The organism is Chryseobacterium sp. JV274 (genome assembly GCF_903969135.1).
In the GTDB taxonomy this organism is placed as follows: domain Bacteria; phylum Bacteroidota; class Bacteroidia; order Flavobacteriales; family Weeksellaceae; genus Chryseobacterium.
The window spans coordinates 1,511,664-1,524,622 of sequence record NZ_LR824569.1 but is presented as its reverse complement, the minus strand read 5'-3'; the positions used below and the strand labels follow the sequence as shown (position 1 = coordinate 1,524,622).

Sequence of the window (12,959 nt, the reverse complement as noted above, 5' to 3'; positions counted from 1 at the left end):
GGAATAATTGGACTATTCGTGGTTAGTGTTTGTTTTGATGCAGATTCCGGAATTCTGATGGAGATTGGTCTTCCAGTTTGGAAAATAAGCGGCTGAAATAAGTATGGTCACTATATCCCAATTCATAAGCGATCTCTTTTACACTTAGGCTCGTAAAGACCAGTAATCTTTTAGCTTCAATTAAAATCTCCTGATGAATCCAGTGTTGTGCAGGTTTTCCGGTTGCTTCCCGGACAGCCTCCGTCAAATATCCTCTTGTGATATTTAAAATTTCTGCATATTCGGATGGACTTTTCGAGGTTTTGAAATCCTTTCGAACCAAGTTTCTGAACGTTCTCGATAACTGTAAAGCCCGGTTTTCACTGGAAGCAGGAGGTAGATTCTTCTGGGAATAAATCAAGGCAAACATACCCAGGAATGCATTAAGCAATGAATGAACAACCAGAAATCCTTCTTTGGAGGAAAGCATCTCGTTTGTATAAGAGGCATGAAGCATACTGGCTGTTGTGGTTATTTTTTTAATGAGTTTTTTGTCAATAAGCAGTGGCTGTATTTCACCCAGAGATTCATCAAAAAAAGCACGTACCGTATCAGGAACAAGTTCCGCTTTTACAGCTACAAACCATCCGCAAACGTCTTTCATCAAAAGTCCCTGATGGACCTGCCCCGGCAATACACAGAAAATACCGGAATCTTTTGATTCAATTGTTTTAAAATCTACCATCATTTTTACATGACCGCTTTCCATACAGGTGAAAATGTAATGACTGTCCCGGTGTATTCCTTTGTCTAAAAGAATATCTTCAGCATCCTGAGTCCGTTTATCCATTCTTTTAACATGGAATCTGTGGTGAGAAATGCCGTTTAAATCGTAAGTAGGAATAGTCTGTTTCATCTGTAAGCCAGTTGTGATGAGGATAAATACGCAACCGTAAAATTACGTATTTTCACGGTTTTACATCCGGAATATTAATCTCAAATTCGCGGTGCATAATGATAATATTTTCTTTAGATCAGATTTTATATGAATATACAACGGGATTCGGAACAGAAAGAAACCTGTTCCGGATTTTATTTTGCTTTTGAAAATGCCATTTTTATCGCTAAATAGGTTAACACACTGGCCATAAACCATTTCTGAATCTTTATCCAGACCGGATTATTGGAAAAGAATAAGGCAACTCTTGCAGCAGTTAATACAATGATAAAGTTAATGCTGAAGCTGATCAGAACCTGAATTACTCCAAGTTCAAGGCTCTGCGTGAATACGGAACCATACTCAGGTTTGATGAACTGAGGAAAGAAAGACAGGTAAAAGACAGCCACTTTCGGATTTAATACATTCGTTAAAAAACCAATGGTAAAAAGCTTTTTGGGACTGTCATGAGCAACATTCTTATCAACATCAAAAATATTCCTGCTTTTTGGTTTTACAGCCTGATAGGCCAGATATAAAAGATAGACCGTTCCCAGGGCTTTAAGAACGGTATAAGCCAATGGAACAGCCAGCAAAACTGCAGTCAGACCAAAAGATACCATGATAATGTGGAACAAAAACCCGCACACTACTCCGGCCAAGGAAATAAATCCGGACTTTTTCCCTTGTGTTATAGACTTTGAAATCAGGTAAATCATATTAGGACCGGGACTGATCACTAAGATGAGTGCAGCCAGGATGAAAAATATAAGTTCGTGAAATGGAATCATTGACAGTAGTTATTTAAACGGGAGTATTCCCGGCACAAAGATACAGACTGTCCCTGATCCGATATTATAAAAAATTGCAGAAATATTAATTTTTACTCAATTAAATTTTATTTTCCACTTGAATGTGATTTAAAATAAATAGCAGTCTGTTTTTTTTGTAAATTTCAACACATAAAATAATTATCATTCACAAATAAATAGTATCATGACTACTGAAAACATCTTTGAAGCCATCAGAAAATGGAAAAATCTTATTGATTCTTATAAAAACGGAATTGATACAAATGGGGCAGAAATTTTGAATTTTTTAAATCAGGGAACTCATTTCAGTGTTTCAGGTGACGAAATTGAACAATGGAAACAGAATCTTGGAACCGTAGAATTGAAGACAATTCATGCGTATGTAGGTATTCATGAGAAGCAGCTGAAATTTTTTCTGATTGATTCTAAAAGTGATAAGGATGCCGATTTTAGTACCATCATTATTAAAGAATTTTCAAGCAAATTTCCTGAAGAGAAGATGGAGAGCAGCAATGACCGAGAAGTGATATCACCTCCAATTACGTCTGAATCAGCCATTAACCGTAATTTCAGATGGAACATGTTCGGTACATCATGGATACAGGCTCAGAAAACAGAAGCTATTTTTCAGCTGATTTCAATTCCGTTTTCAGATTATGATAAAATGGGAATTACAGGAGGACAAACCTGTACCAGTTTCTTTGGACTTACCGATGATCTGGAGAAAAAAGATCCGGAGTTTCCTTATCATATCGAAATTATAACAGTGAAAAGCCTTGCGATTAATCATATGAGTGAGACTGCAGAAAATTATTCTACTCCAAGACCTCCTTTTACCGTTGATACTCTTAATGATTATCAACTTTTGAAGCAAAGCACCAGTGTTTTCGTATAACAGCTTATCCCTGTATTTACAAATTATTATTAACCTGGTCTTATGTACAGGACTGATTGTATTGGTAAGAGAAGGGATAAAAACAAAACTTCCTGTGATTATACTTCTCTCAGGAGAATTCATGCTGGAGCTGACGGACTTGGCGGACCGGCTGATGAAATTAAATACACTCAATATTTACAACTATATATTGAGCCAGTTTTTTGGCTTAATGATTCTTACTGTGATTTATAGCAACTACTACATCCGGCTTTCCCGTGAGTTAAGGTGGATGATCTATGGTTATGCAATATTGATACTGATTATTAATGTGTTGTGTGTGCAGGATAATACACAGGTTACTTTTTATTCCAATATTATCACCAGTATTATTATTTGTAGTTATGCCGCCTCTTATTTTATGAAGATCATAAGGGAAGGGAAGGCAGATCGGGATATGTTTATCGTGAACGTCATTGTTTTCCTGTTTTTTTCTATTGAATGCATCATATCCACGACCTTTAATTTTTTAATCAGCAACCATCTGAGTTGGGTAGCACCTATCTGGCTTTTTAGAGGCATCTTGCTATTGTCTTTTTATATTGCTTTTATTAATCTGGGATGTGGCGTTGGGAAAATCAGGATCAGATAGTTCTATGGATATGGATCGGTATTGGACTATTTTTTTTAACAACGTTATTCATTACGTTATTGGTTATTAATTATTTGAAAAGTATAAAGAAAAATAAACAGAAAGTATCTCAGCTGGTCCGGAATACAAAAAAGGAATATTGGGAGAATACACTGCTTTTACAGGAACAGGACAGGGAGCGTCTTGCAGAAGAACTTCATGATAATATTATCTCACAGTTGAATCTCATCCGTCTGAATCTTACGGATAAAAACCCCGAAGAGCTTAATCGCGATCTAAAAAAATCCATGCAGCTGATAAGGGAATTATCTCATAATCTTACACCGCCGGATCTTGATGAAGTTGAGCTGGAAGATTTGATTGCAGACTATCTTGAACAGGTTAATAAAAATATAGAAGTCATTTTCCGCCATATTACGATAAGAGCTCCGATCAGCAGTCCGGTAAAACTGAACCTTTTCAGAATTGTTCAGGAACTGATCACCAATATTCTGAAACATGCTGGAGCTACCAGAGTAGATGTATCCCTGAGAATATCTCTAAACTATCTGATGCTGACCATAGAAGATAACGGGAGAGGTTTTATCATGGAACCCCACTTAGGAGGTATAGGATTGAGGAATATTCAGTCAAGAGCACAAAAAATTCAAGCCATTTATAAACTTAAAACACAGCCCGAAAAAGGCACAAAATTCATAGCCTGTATGGCCATACAATAAAATAAACATGGAACACACAAAAATTAAAATCGGAATTGTAGATGATGACCTGCTGTTTGTACAGCTTTTGAAAAAATATATTGATCATAATGGAGAGTATCAAGTTACGCTGACCTCAACAGGCGGCTATCAATTTCTCACCGAGGATTCCGTATCTTTAGATATTCTGATTCTGGACCTGAGAATGACGAATGGTGATGGCCTTGAAGTAATGTCTGAACTGGCCAAAAGAGAAACGGAGACAAAAATCATTGTTCTTTCCAGTTTTTACCGCCGTTCATTTATGGGACAAATGCTGAAAATGGGAGCCCATGCTTTTTTACCCAAAGAAATTGAATTAGAAGAATTATTGGCCGTCATCAAAACTGTTCACCACACAGGACATTACTTTTCCAATGATCAGATTGATGTCATGAGAAGTCAGCTTTCCAATAAGCTTCCGGAGTTTCATTCCTTTTCAAAGAATGAGCTTACCGATAGAGAAGTGGATGTTCTGCGGCTGGTTTGTCAACAGCTCAGCACTAAGGAAATAGCTGATTCTCTTTTTATTTCTCCCAAAACTGTAGAAACCCATAAAACCAACCTGATGATCAAAACAGGAGTGAAAAATATGGCAGGTCTCGTTATTTACGCAGTGCAGAATCAGGTTATAGATCCGAACGAAATCGTATTATTTGATAAATAGTTTTATCCAAAAAAAGAATCAGGGAGTACATGAATGCACTCCCTGATAACAAGAAATCTAAAAATACACTATAATTTAGGATTCAATACTTTAGCAATAGAAACCGCATCTGCTACCGTATCCAGGCTGTAGATCTGCAGAATACCCTGAGTGGTAGCTGCCTGACCTAAAATGTTCTGTTGGTTTTGTGCATTCACTGCATTTTCAAACATAATTCCTGTAGAATGCGCTGCAGATTGATATACGTTACTTAAAGCCATTGCAGGAGATTCTGCGACTACTTTTACGTTCGATTGTGTTACTGCGTCTGTGATTTGTTCGTTTACTGGCATAATGATTATTGTTTATTTGGGTTAAAAGTATCCGGATTCTCCGGTTGTTTAAAATAATTATTTAAGGCTTTCCTCAAAAATGAATTACGGATTAAGGATCTTAGCCATAGAAACAGCATCAGCAATGGTATCCAGACTGTAGATCTGTGCGATACCCTGTGTAGTAGCTGCCTGAGTTACAATGTTCTGTTGGTTTTGCGCGCTCACTGCATTTTCAAACATAATTCCTGTAGAATGTGCTGCTGTCTGATATACGTTGCTTAAAGCTACTGCAGGAGATTCTGCAACTACCTTTACGTTCGACTGTGTTACTGCGTCTGTGATTTGTTCGTTTACTGGCATAATGATTATTGTTTATTTGGGTTAAAAACAACCGGCTTTTCCGGTTGTTCGGGCAATGGTATTTAAGCTTTTCGCAAAAATGGATTAAGGATTAAGGATTTTAGCCATAGAAACAGCATCAGCAATGGTATCCAGACTGTAGATCTGAGTGATTCCTTGTGTAGTAGCTGCTTGAGTGACAATGTTTTGCTGGTTTTGTGCATTTATTGCATTTTCAAACATGATTCCTGTAGAATGGGCTGCTGATTGATATACGTTGGCAAGTGCCATTGCAGGAGATTCTGCGACTACTTTTACGTTCGATTGTGTTACTGCGTCTGTGATTTTTTCGTTTACTGGCATAATGATTATTGTTTATTTGGGTTAAAATAACCGGGTTTTCCGGTGGTATAAAATTGTTTTATTTGCGGTCTGCAAAAATGGATTAAGGTTTAAGGATTTTAGCAATGGAGATGGCATCAGCTATAGTATCTTTACTGTAGATTTGAGTGATCCCTTGTGTGGTAGCTGCTTGCGTTACGATATTGTGCTGATTTTGAGCAGTCATCGCATTTTCAAACATAATTCCTGTAGAATGGGCAGCAGATTGATACACGTTACTCAAAGCCATTGCAGGAGATTCTGCAACTACCTTTACGTTCGACTGTGTTACTGCATCTGTGATTTGTTCGTTAACTGGCATAATGATTATTGTTTATTAGGTTAAAAAACGACCGGATTTTCCGGCTGAGAATTACTTTTTATCAAAAAAGTGTAAAAATTAAGGCTTAAGAATCTTAGCAATGGAAACCGCATCTGCTACCGTATCCAGGCTGTAGATCTGCAGAATACCCTGAGTGGTAGCTGCCTGCCCTAAAATATTCTGTTGGTTTTGTGCATTCACTGCATTTTCAAACATAATTCCTGTAGAATGGGCTGCAGATTGGTACACGTTGGCTAAAGCCATTGCAGGAGATTCTCCTACTACTTTCACGTTCGATTGCGTTACTGCGTCTGTGATTTGTTCATTAACTGGCATAATTGTTTTTGTTTTTTGTTGAGATCTGATCTCGGTTAATAATTATTGAGGTAAACTAGTTTTGTATTTTATTTTAAACTCACTACAGATCCTGCAGATGATACATTTCAAAGGCATTGGTATTGACAGGTTATGAATAAATTAGACTTGAAGGGTGGCTCTGAATACAATGGTTGAAACCCTTATCTGTAAAATCTGTGTGAGTTTAAAGCATATTTCCTGATAAAAGGATGTGGCTTTTATTTTTAATATCTGTCTTAAAAATAAATTTCTACTGCAGGTATACTGGCAATGCTGGATTCCTTTGGGCTAAAGATGGATTCTGAATGATTGCTTCTGTACATAGACAGCATCTGAAAGACGGTGCAAATAAATGTTGACCTGATTGTATTTATGTTGAGGGCACCGGATTTCATCTCTGCAGGGAAATAAACCACATCCGTAGTTTGGGTTGAACTGAAATTAGAAACGTCCTTTCCTAATGGTCTCCAGTTCTTTTATTTTCATATTCTTTGGACTCATTTTTTTTAGACCCATGACATAGCTGCCGATTGCCGTCATGTTATTTCGTTGCTGGTTCAGGGCAGAATTGATCTGCATTGCACCTGTAGAATGCGCACTTACCTGTGTTGAAATGGCGTTAGGTACAGCGGTAGACATTCCCATAATTATAGTATCGATTTCGTTCATAATATCTGTTGGTTTTGATGTTTTTAAGGGCGGATATTACCAAATCTGGCACTCAGCTTATTCATTCGGTCTATTATTTTGAGCTCTTTCTCCTTTACCTTTGCTGTTGAGGCCTCCTGAAGTCTTTTCAACTGTTCTTCATAGTTCATCATAGGAGGATCAGCCTGAGGTGGTGGTATAGTCTCCTGTGCCTGAGGTGATTCTTGTTGTTTCACAGCTTCTTCCAGCTTTTCCAGCAAAGGGCCAAGTGATTTCATGGTCTCTTTGACGGCTTTATCTCTGATGTAATTAATGATTTCCTCTTCATGTCTTAAAACAAAAGGCATGATTTCTTTTTCGACGATTTCAGGTTCCGTTACAAGTACCGGAGGTTTGTGAGCGGGTGCCTTCTTGCGGGTTCTTCTGCGCATAAGTACTGTTTTTATAATGTTGGAAAAAGTAAACGCTTACTTTACAGCAGATAATTAATAAATGCAGCTGCAGCCTTCCAGTCGTGGTTGATATCTTTTACTACATTATAACCCGTTATCTCCAACGCAATACACGCTGAAATAGCAGTGGCTGACAACATTTCTTTTAACTGGTTCGGAGGAAGGGTAAGGATATAATCATCCGGAATTACAGGAAGCCTGCCGTTGTTTGGAGGGTTTTCATTCACTACAATACTCAGGATTTCCTGGAAATAATGGGCAATCAGCTTAGAAGCCTGGAATTCCAGCTCTCTTTTTAATTCAATTATTTCTTCCTGGCTTACCAGTTCGGCAATAGCAGCTACATCCACATCATGTACAGAATACTGAGCTTCTCCCGTATCAGATGGAGTGATCGTGATATCTGTTTTGAGAATCCATTTTGCCTTTTCAAGATTAATGGTAAGAAGTTTTGAATCAAGATCTGAAACTGCAATTTCATTTAAGGTGGTAAAAGGTAAAATTCTCACATTACAATAAAAAGCTTTCGGATCATCCAGCTTGACCATGATGACGGCAATTCCAGTTGATCTGTCTATAGGTTCCACTACAAAAGACTGGAAATGATTGTATCTTTTATTTCCTCTGTTGATGCAGTTCACCAGTCTTATGGCAGGCTGAATATTAATGTTTGAGGTCTGAAGATTAAATACAACTCGCTCTGCATTATGTTCCGTCTTTTTAACATCAGTACTTCTCGTGTCAAAATAAGAAATATCACTGCTTCGGGTCAGGTAAAGTCGTTCATTTAAATCATTTAAATTTTCTAGATTTAAAATTTTGGCGGGTTTGGTTGTTGAAGAATAATTCATCTTTTATTTATTTTAATTTTTTCAAGGAGTTGATTTATTATTGTTTTTTTCTTGCGGTTAACTTCAGGTTCTACTGAAGGAATTACTGCTTCCTTAATCTCTGGTTTTACGAGTGGCTGTGTCAGTTTTACTGACTTTAATACTAATTTTCCCCCATGATCAGCCGTGATAAAGCTTTTTCTCATACCTTCCTTTTCTGATGAGACTTCTTCCGGAACCGGATCTACTCGTTTTTTTTTTCAGGATCTTCAGTCTCAGGAGAAACTTCCGTAAACGAGGGAGGAGAAGGAAGAGCCACTGGAACCGGAGGCGTGTTGACATTATAAATAGTATTGGAAATTTTAGCCTTCACCTCAGCATATTCACTTACCATTTTGAACAGATCTTTCATCATTTCATTTCCCTTTCCTGCATCCTGGCCTTGCAGGTGCTCTGCCATCTGAGTGGAAGTTTCTTTACTACCAGGAGCCGGACCGAAAGTCGTTCCATACGTCAGTAGATTATTGGCCAGCCTGCTTAATGCAATCAAACCTACCTGCTCAAATCCTTTCAAAAAAGACTGTAAATCCTGAACCATCATTCCTGTAGACTGTTCTATCATTACTTTTGTTACTCCGGTCATTGGGGAAGCCTTAGGAGGGGCCAGTACCTCACTGTTCACAAATACTACAGCTTTCTCCGCCGGAGTGGTAGCATTTGCTGCCTGGGATTGTTGGGTTTCACTGTTGTGTTCACTCATGATTGTAAGGTTTTATATTATCCTTTTAAAATTTTAATGGCATCTGCAACAATCGCAGGGTTGAGCTGGTTCAAGTTCTGCTGGTTTGTTACAGAATTCTGAATAGAAATTCCACTGGCATGCGTGGCCATCTGGTAAAGCATACTCATAGCCTGTGCGGGAGACTCACCAAGTACGGTAACATTGGTCTGCGTTACTGCATCTGTAGTCTGGGTGTTTACGGTTTCTGCCATATTCTGGTTTTAATGGGTTACTATTATTTTTTATTTTCAAACATCTTCTTTCAAAGTCTTTGTTTCAACTCAACCTTACTGTTAGGTCTTGGTTAGGTCTTCACTGTGAGACTGTTGATCTCTTTTGTCTGATACAAATTTCATCAAACGGAATAAATCTTCATTAAGGGAAAAAACTGAATTTTAAAAAATAAGGGAATTCTCCTACGAGTGAATTTTTTAGATAACCATCGTGTCAGTAAATAACAGAATCGGAAAATAGAACAGCCCATATAACTGTATTTCTATCATCATTACTACATGATACACAAATACACTATCTGCCCATAAGGGGAAACCCTGAATTTCTAAAAATGGGTAGATCCCCTCTATTTTGTCGGGAGCTTTACCTTGAAATTTGTTCCCTAACGTATTATAATAAACGATATGATAAGAAATAGAAAAAAAAACAAAGAAGCTGTTTCCAATACAGATGCTGCTGCTCGCAGACCAGCACCAAGACCTGAACGTCAACGTGGCCCCAAACCTGAATTTAAACCTAAAGTGCTTATCCAGCCCGGATATGCCACCGGTGATATGTTTGGAATTGCCGCGACTTTAATTGATGATGAGGAGCTTCATGTTGTCATTTCAAAAGGCGACGGCACGGTCAAAGACCATACCGATAAAGCAGATTCTATAAAAAAATTCTATAGAGATTCCGGGATAGGTGAGGACAGAATACATGTTGTAGAAGTAAAACAGTTAAGGGGAGATAAAGCCGGTAAGAAAAAATTAGAAGATGAAGCACGTAAGTATCAGCGAAAGGGATATATTAAAGGGGTGAACTATGGAACAGATTACATTGCCAGAAAATACTCGCCGGCCTTACGGGCTAAGCTAAAAGAAAGATGGGAGGTCAATATCAACACCTATGAAGATGACGCTATAAAAAAATGGCTGGAACAACAAGGAATACCCACCAGTGGAAACAACTTACTTATTTTATGGTCCCGTTTCAGTGGGAAAGGAGGAGATATTCATATAGAGCACGATACAAGTTATACAGGGATCAGGCAGATTGTTTATAGAGTAGCAGAGATGTATGATGCAATTATTATTACCGGAGATAAAGGCTATGTGAAAGAGAGAGGATCTAAGTTTGATGACATTGTCAATGAGGTCAAAAGGTATATTCATCCTTCCAAAGTATTCAACATCACCGAATTTTGGGATGATAAAACACCATCTTTATTAGCATGGGGAGGTAATACCCGTTTTGGGCAGTTTAAGCTGTATGAGTATTTTGAGAAAAATTTCACCCATGTAAAGCATCTGGGCTTCAGAAGCGGTAACCTTGAAGTGATGGCGATGTTAGGATACACGGTAAGGTACATGGAAGAAGAAGGCAGTGAGAGCGGAGGCAGAATGCTTGCCTGGAAGAAGGAGAATGAAGGTAAGACTAAAAAAGGAGGTGATGCCACCGGATATGAACGTTTGTTGCTGAGTGAACCACCAACACGATCAGGTAAATTTCTTCAGGAAAAAATAAAAGACATCAATCAAAGAATTGAGTACGAATTAGGTGAAGAGATCAACAAAATAATAATGACCACACCTAAAACAGAAAATGAGATAAAAGAATTGAAGCAGCAGCTTAAACCTACTATAGAAGCAAAATTCAGAGGCGAAAAAAGAGATTATACAGGGGCGCATTTCGCTCCGCGTAGAAAAGATGAAAAAGCCTTAACTCCCATACCAAAAGAAGAAAAAAGCAGGTTTAATGAAGGATTTAATGACAAAGATATGGAGCTTATACTCTCATTTTTAAAGCCTGAACGCTGGGTTGACAAAGAAATTACGTATAACCCAATCATCCCACAGAAAAGAAAAGATTACAAAAAACTGTTGGAAATTGCTGATTAAACAGTAAGCCCGGACTCTAATGGTTAATTACAATACAAATTTTCACAGATATTTCAAAAAAACAGCCTTCTACACAGAAGGCTGTTTTTTGATGAATAGTGCTATGCTGAAAGAAGGGTATCTTCAGTTTCCTTTTCAGGTAATTCCTTTCTCTTTCTCCAGAAGAAATAGGCAACAACAGCGGTTGCAATGGGCAGGGCAATCCCAAACTCATCAATATAATAATTGGTATTTCCCGTATCTACCGTAAGCGGTGTGAAAATAGACTGTATAAAAAGATTGTGGCTGGCATGTAAAACAACACCTGTCCATAAACTTCCGGATTTTAACCGTAACCAGGTGAAAATGAAACAAGATGCAAATATCATGATCGTAAAACATAATAGAGCCAGCCATTTGGGACCGCCCGTATTATAATTGGAAAAAAGCAGAAGAGGATAATGATAGATAGCCCATATGAGACCCATCCAAAGGGAGGTGGCAGTATAAGAATTGATCTTTGCTAACTGCGGAGTAAGAAATCCCCGCCAGCCTATTTCCTCACCCAATGCCGATCCTACAGAACGTACCATACCAAAACTGCTCATCAGAATTACATACAGGATGACGGTCAGACCATCAGAAAGATTCCAGCCCATACCTTTACCGGCTTCAGCTATAAACTCATGATTATAAAAGCCGCCAGCTCCACTGATCCAGATGATAAGGTAAGGAATAAAGCTGTAAAGAACAGGAATACAGTAAGCCATGATCTGGTATTTCGTAAGGCCCCATTTCCAGCCCAGGGAAGAAACAGGAATTTTCCGGATACGGCAGGTAAGAAGTGCTGCAATGGCCGGGCACCACATCACAATGGTAGCATAGGATATAATTCCGCCACCGAGTTTTCCGGTACGAATACACATATAATAGACCGGGAGACAGAAAAGCAGGGTAAGAAACAGGTAAGTGGCAATATTCTTCCTGATTTCGGATTTGGATATTGTATTTTCCATAAACTGATTTGGTGTTGTAGTTTATAAATAGTTGAAAAATAGAAGGTTATTTTTTAATAAAAGTACACTTATTTCTTATATGAATATTAATTTTAGCACTGTTCAATTTAAAAAAGAGGTCTTCCGTTTTTTAATAATGGAAAACTGTAAATTAGCCAAAACATTTTTTTCAGAATTACCTTAGAACATGTCCAGACTAAAAGCGATAAGAGAACAAAAAAATCTGACTCAGGAGGAACTGTCAGAAAAATCAAAAATTTCTGTAAGAACTATTCAGCGGATAGAATCCGGAACAGAACCTAAGGGACATACTTTAAGAACGCTGGCGCAGACTTTGGAAATAGAGGAATCTTTATTATTGCAAGAAGAAATCATCATTTCCCAGGAAAATAATGAGGTAACAACAGAAACCGCAGAAGAACCTGAAACGATCAATTATTCTTTGGTTAAAATGATCAATCTCTCTTCCTTATTATTTGTGGTTGTACCGCCATTAAATATTCTGGCTCCCTTTCTATTAATGTTTATCATGAAGCAGAGAAACAGTCTCACCAAACAGATTATTTCACTGCAAATGTTTTGGACAGCTATGGCACCCATTGTATTTATGCTCGGTATCTTTTTAAAGCTCGGAAAAGAGTTTACTCTTATTCTGATGATCCTTATTGTACTGTCCAATGTATTTATGATCCTCCGGAATGCTGCAGAGATTGACCGCAAAAAGAAACTGTATTTCAAATTGAAATTCAGTATGTTATAATTTGT

Annotated in this window: 20 protein-coding genes; 6 read left to right on the top strand and 14 right to left on the bottom strand. The window is 37.8% G+C overall.

Features of this window, described 5'->3' with window-relative positions:
• Positions 1-22: 22 nt before the first annotated feature.
• Both CHRYMOREF3P_RS06875 and CHRYMOREF3P_RS06870 read right to left on the bottom strand, forming a co-directional pair.
• Complete coding sequence (locus CHRYMOREF3P_RS06875) at positions 23-895, bottom strand: helix-turn-helix domain-containing protein (protein ID WP_180564204.1); 873 nt, start codon at positions 893-895, stop codon at positions 23-25.
• A gap of 176 nt (positions 896-1,071) precedes the next feature.
• The gene (locus CHRYMOREF3P_RS06870) at positions 1,072-1,707 is read right to left on the bottom strand and encodes a LysE family translocator (RefSeq protein WP_180564203.1); all 636 of its coding nucleotides are present in this window, start codon (positions 1,705-1,707) and stop codon (positions 1,072-1,074) included.
• A 205-nt stretch (positions 1,708-1,912) separates the two neighbouring features.
• Between CHRYMOREF3P_RS06870 and CHRYMOREF3P_RS06865 the strand changes: the two genes are divergently transcribed.
• From CHRYMOREF3P_RS06865 to CHRYMOREF3P_RS06850, 4 genes are all read left to right on the top strand, one after another.
• Positions 1,913-2,623 carry a hypothetical protein gene (locus tag CHRYMOREF3P_RS06865; RefSeq protein ID WP_180564202.1) on the top strand — a complete coding sequence of 237 codons (711 nt, stop codon included), beginning with the start codon at positions 1,913-1,915 and terminating at the stop codon, positions 2,621-2,623.
• Positions 2,610-3,254 (top strand): hypothetical protein, encoded by a 645-nt coding sequence (locus tag CHRYMOREF3P_RS06860; protein ID WP_180564201.1) that lies wholly within the window; start codon positions 2,610-2,612, stop codon positions 3,252-3,254. Before CHRYMOREF3P_RS06865 ends, CHRYMOREF3P_RS06860 begins: the two co-directional genes overlap by 14 nt.
• A gap of 74 nt (positions 3,255-3,328) precedes the next feature.
• A complete protein-coding gene (locus tag CHRYMOREF3P_RS06855) occupies positions 3,329-3,973 on the top strand; it encodes a sensor histidine kinase (protein WP_180564200.1) in 645 nt (214 codons plus the stop codon).
• A gap of 7 nt (positions 3,974-3,980) precedes the next feature.
• Positions 3,981-4,658, top strand: a complete 678-nt coding sequence (locus tag CHRYMOREF3P_RS06850; RefSeq protein WP_180564199.1) for a response regulator transcription factor — start codon at positions 3,981-3,983, stop codon at positions 4,656-4,658.
• Between the two features lie 68 nt (positions 4,659-4,726).
• Here CHRYMOREF3P_RS06850 and CHRYMOREF3P_RS06845 read toward each other — a convergent pair whose 3' ends face one another.
• The 11 genes from CHRYMOREF3P_RS06845 to CHRYMOREF3P_RS06795 all read right to left on the bottom strand — a co-directional run bounded on the left by CHRYMOREF3P_RS06845 (position 4,727) and on the right by CHRYMOREF3P_RS06795 (position 9,294).
• On the bottom strand, positions 4,727-4,990 hold the full coding sequence (locus CHRYMOREF3P_RS06845; protein WP_047378387.1) for a RebB family R body protein: 264 nt from the start codon (positions 4,988-4,990) through the stop codon (positions 4,727-4,729).
• An 84-nt stretch (positions 4,991-5,074) separates the two neighbouring features.
• A complete protein-coding gene (locus CHRYMOREF3P_RS06840; protein WP_047421299.1) occupies positions 5,075-5,332 on the bottom strand; it encodes a RebB family R body protein in 258 nt (85 codons plus the stop codon).
• An 84-nt stretch (positions 5,333-5,416) separates the two neighbouring features.
• The gene (locus CHRYMOREF3P_RS06835; RefSeq protein ID WP_077418519.1) at positions 5,417-5,674 is read right to left on the bottom strand and encodes a RebB family R body protein; all 258 of its coding nucleotides are present in this window, start codon (positions 5,672-5,674) and stop codon (positions 5,417-5,419) included.
• An 82-nt stretch (positions 5,675-5,756) separates the two neighbouring features.
• Positions 5,757-6,014, bottom strand: coding sequence for a RebB family R body protein (locus CHRYMOREF3P_RS06830; RefSeq protein WP_077418520.1), 258 nt, complete (start codon positions 6,012-6,014; stop codon positions 5,757-5,759).
• A gap of 78 nt (positions 6,015-6,092) precedes the next feature.
• The gene (locus tag CHRYMOREF3P_RS06825) at positions 6,093-6,350 is read right to left on the bottom strand and encodes a RebB family R body protein (RefSeq protein WP_047378383.1); all 258 of its coding nucleotides are present in this window, start codon (positions 6,348-6,350) and stop codon (positions 6,093-6,095) included.
• Between the two features lie 462 nt (positions 6,351-6,812).
• The gene (locus tag CHRYMOREF3P_RS06820; RefSeq protein ID WP_077418521.1) at positions 6,813-7,040 is read right to left on the bottom strand and encodes a RebB family R body protein; all 228 of its coding nucleotides are present in this window, start codon (positions 7,038-7,040) and stop codon (positions 6,813-6,815) included.
• A 23-nt stretch (positions 7,041-7,063) separates the two neighbouring features.
• Entirely contained in the window at positions 7,064-7,450 is a 387-nt protein-coding gene (locus tag CHRYMOREF3P_RS06815; protein ID WP_180564198.1) for a hypothetical protein, read from the bottom strand.
• Between the two features lie 41 nt (positions 7,451-7,491).
• Positions 7,492-8,322, bottom strand: a complete 831-nt coding sequence (locus CHRYMOREF3P_RS06810; RefSeq protein WP_077418523.1) for a hypothetical protein — start codon at positions 8,320-8,322, stop codon at positions 7,492-7,494.
• Positions 8,319-8,507, bottom strand: a complete 189-nt coding sequence (locus CHRYMOREF3P_RS06805) for a hypothetical protein (RefSeq protein WP_077418524.1) — start codon at positions 8,505-8,507, stop codon at positions 8,319-8,321. Before CHRYMOREF3P_RS06805 ends, CHRYMOREF3P_RS06810 begins: the two co-directional genes overlap by 4 nt.
• Before the next feature lie 38 nt (positions 8,508-8,545).
• Positions 8,546-9,061: a hypothetical protein gene (locus CHRYMOREF3P_RS06800; RefSeq protein ID WP_077418525.1), complete on the bottom strand. Its 516-nt coding sequence runs from the start codon at positions 9,059-9,061 to the stop codon at positions 8,546-8,548.
• A 17-nt stretch (positions 9,062-9,078) separates the two neighbouring features.
• A complete protein-coding gene (locus CHRYMOREF3P_RS06795; protein ID WP_034697211.1) occupies positions 9,079-9,294 on the bottom strand; it encodes a RebB family R body protein in 216 nt (71 codons plus the stop codon).
• 426 nt (positions 9,295-9,720) lie between these two features.
• Here CHRYMOREF3P_RS06795 and CHRYMOREF3P_RS06790 point away from each other — a divergent pair, with 426 nt between their 5' ends.
• Positions 9,721-11,199 carry a hypothetical protein gene (locus CHRYMOREF3P_RS06790; protein ID WP_180564197.1) on the top strand — a complete coding sequence of 493 codons (1,479 nt, stop codon included), beginning with the start codon at positions 9,721-9,723 and terminating at the stop codon, positions 11,197-11,199.
• A 101-nt stretch (positions 11,200-11,300) separates the two neighbouring features.
• Here CHRYMOREF3P_RS06790 and CHRYMOREF3P_RS06785 read toward each other — a convergent pair whose 3' ends face one another.
• Positions 11,301-12,194: a CPBP family intramembrane glutamic endopeptidase gene (locus CHRYMOREF3P_RS06785; RefSeq protein WP_180564196.1), complete on the bottom strand. Its 894-nt coding sequence runs from the start codon at positions 12,192-12,194 to the stop codon at positions 11,301-11,303.
• A gap of 187 nt (positions 12,195-12,381) precedes the next feature.
• On the opposite strand from CHRYMOREF3P_RS06785, the gene CHRYMOREF3P_RS06780 reads away from it, so the two are divergent.
• On the top strand, positions 12,382-12,954 hold the full coding sequence (locus CHRYMOREF3P_RS06780; protein ID WP_077418528.1) for a helix-turn-helix domain-containing protein: 573 nt from the start codon (positions 12,382-12,384) through the stop codon (positions 12,952-12,954).
• Positions 12,955-12,959: the final 5 nt, after the last annotated feature.

Bases quoted from the DNA above. Each gene is read 5' to 3' on its own strand.
- CHRYMOREF3P_RS06875 (WP_180564204.1), bottom strand. From the start codon at position 895: ATGAAACAGACTATTCCTACTTACGATTTAAACGGCATTTCTCACCAC.
- CHRYMOREF3P_RS06870 (WP_180564203.1), bottom strand. From the start codon at position 1,707: ATGATTCCATTTCACGAACTTATATTTTTCATCCTGGCTGCACTCATC.
- CHRYMOREF3P_RS06865 (WP_180564202.1), top strand. From the start codon at position 1,913: ATGACTACTGAAAACATCTTTGAAGCCATCAGAAAATGGAAAAATCTT.
- CHRYMOREF3P_RS06850 (WP_180564199.1), top strand. From the start codon at position 3,981: ATGGAACACACAAAAATTAAAATCGGAATTGTAGATGATGACCTGCTG.
- CHRYMOREF3P_RS06845 (WP_047378387.1), bottom strand. From the start codon at position 4,990: ATGCCAGTAAACGAACAAATCACAGACGCAGTAACACAATCGAACGTA.
- CHRYMOREF3P_RS06840 (WP_047421299.1), bottom strand. From the start codon at position 5,332: ATGCCAGTAAACGAACAAATCACAGACGCAGTAACACAGTCGAACGTA.
- CHRYMOREF3P_RS06835 (WP_077418519.1), bottom strand. From the start codon at position 5,674: ATGCCAGTAAACGAAAAAATCACAGACGCAGTAACACAATCGAACGTA.
- CHRYMOREF3P_RS06830 (WP_077418520.1), bottom strand. From the start codon at position 6,014: ATGCCAGTTAACGAACAAATCACAGATGCAGTAACACAGTCGAACGTA.
- CHRYMOREF3P_RS06825 (WP_047378383.1), bottom strand. From the start codon at position 6,350: ATGCCAGTTAATGAACAAATCACAGACGCAGTAACGCAATCGAACGTG.
- CHRYMOREF3P_RS06820 (WP_077418521.1), bottom strand. From the start codon at position 7,040: ATGAACGAAATCGATACTATAATTATGGGAATGTCTACCGCTGTACCT.
- CHRYMOREF3P_RS06815 (WP_180564198.1), bottom strand. From the start codon at position 7,450: ATGCGCAGAAGAACCCGCAAGAAGGCACCCGCTCACAAACCTCCGGTA.
- CHRYMOREF3P_RS06810 (WP_077418523.1), bottom strand. From the start codon at position 8,322: ATGAATTATTCTTCAACAACCAAACCCGCCAAAATTTTAAATCTAGAA.
- CHRYMOREF3P_RS06805 (WP_077418524.1), bottom strand. From the start codon at position 8,507: ATGAGAAAAAGCTTTATCACGGCTGATCATGGGGGAAAATTAGTATTA.
- CHRYMOREF3P_RS06800 (WP_077418525.1), bottom strand. From the start codon at position 9,061: ATGAGTGAACACAACAGTGAAACCCAACAATCCCAGGCAGCAAATGCT.
- CHRYMOREF3P_RS06795 (WP_034697211.1), bottom strand. From the start codon at position 9,294: ATGGCAGAAACCGTAAACACCCAGACTACAGATGCAGTAACGCAGACC.
- CHRYMOREF3P_RS06790 (WP_180564197.1), top strand. From the start codon at position 9,721: ATGATAAGAAATAGAAAAAAAAACAAAGAAGCTGTTTCCAATACAGAT.
- CHRYMOREF3P_RS06785 (WP_180564196.1), bottom strand. From the start codon at position 12,194: ATGGAAAATACAATATCCAAATCCGAAATCAGGAAGAATATTGCCACT.
- CHRYMOREF3P_RS06780 (WP_077418528.1), top strand. From the start codon at position 12,382: ATGTCCAGACTAAAAGCGATAAGAGAACAAAAAAATCTGACTCAGGAG.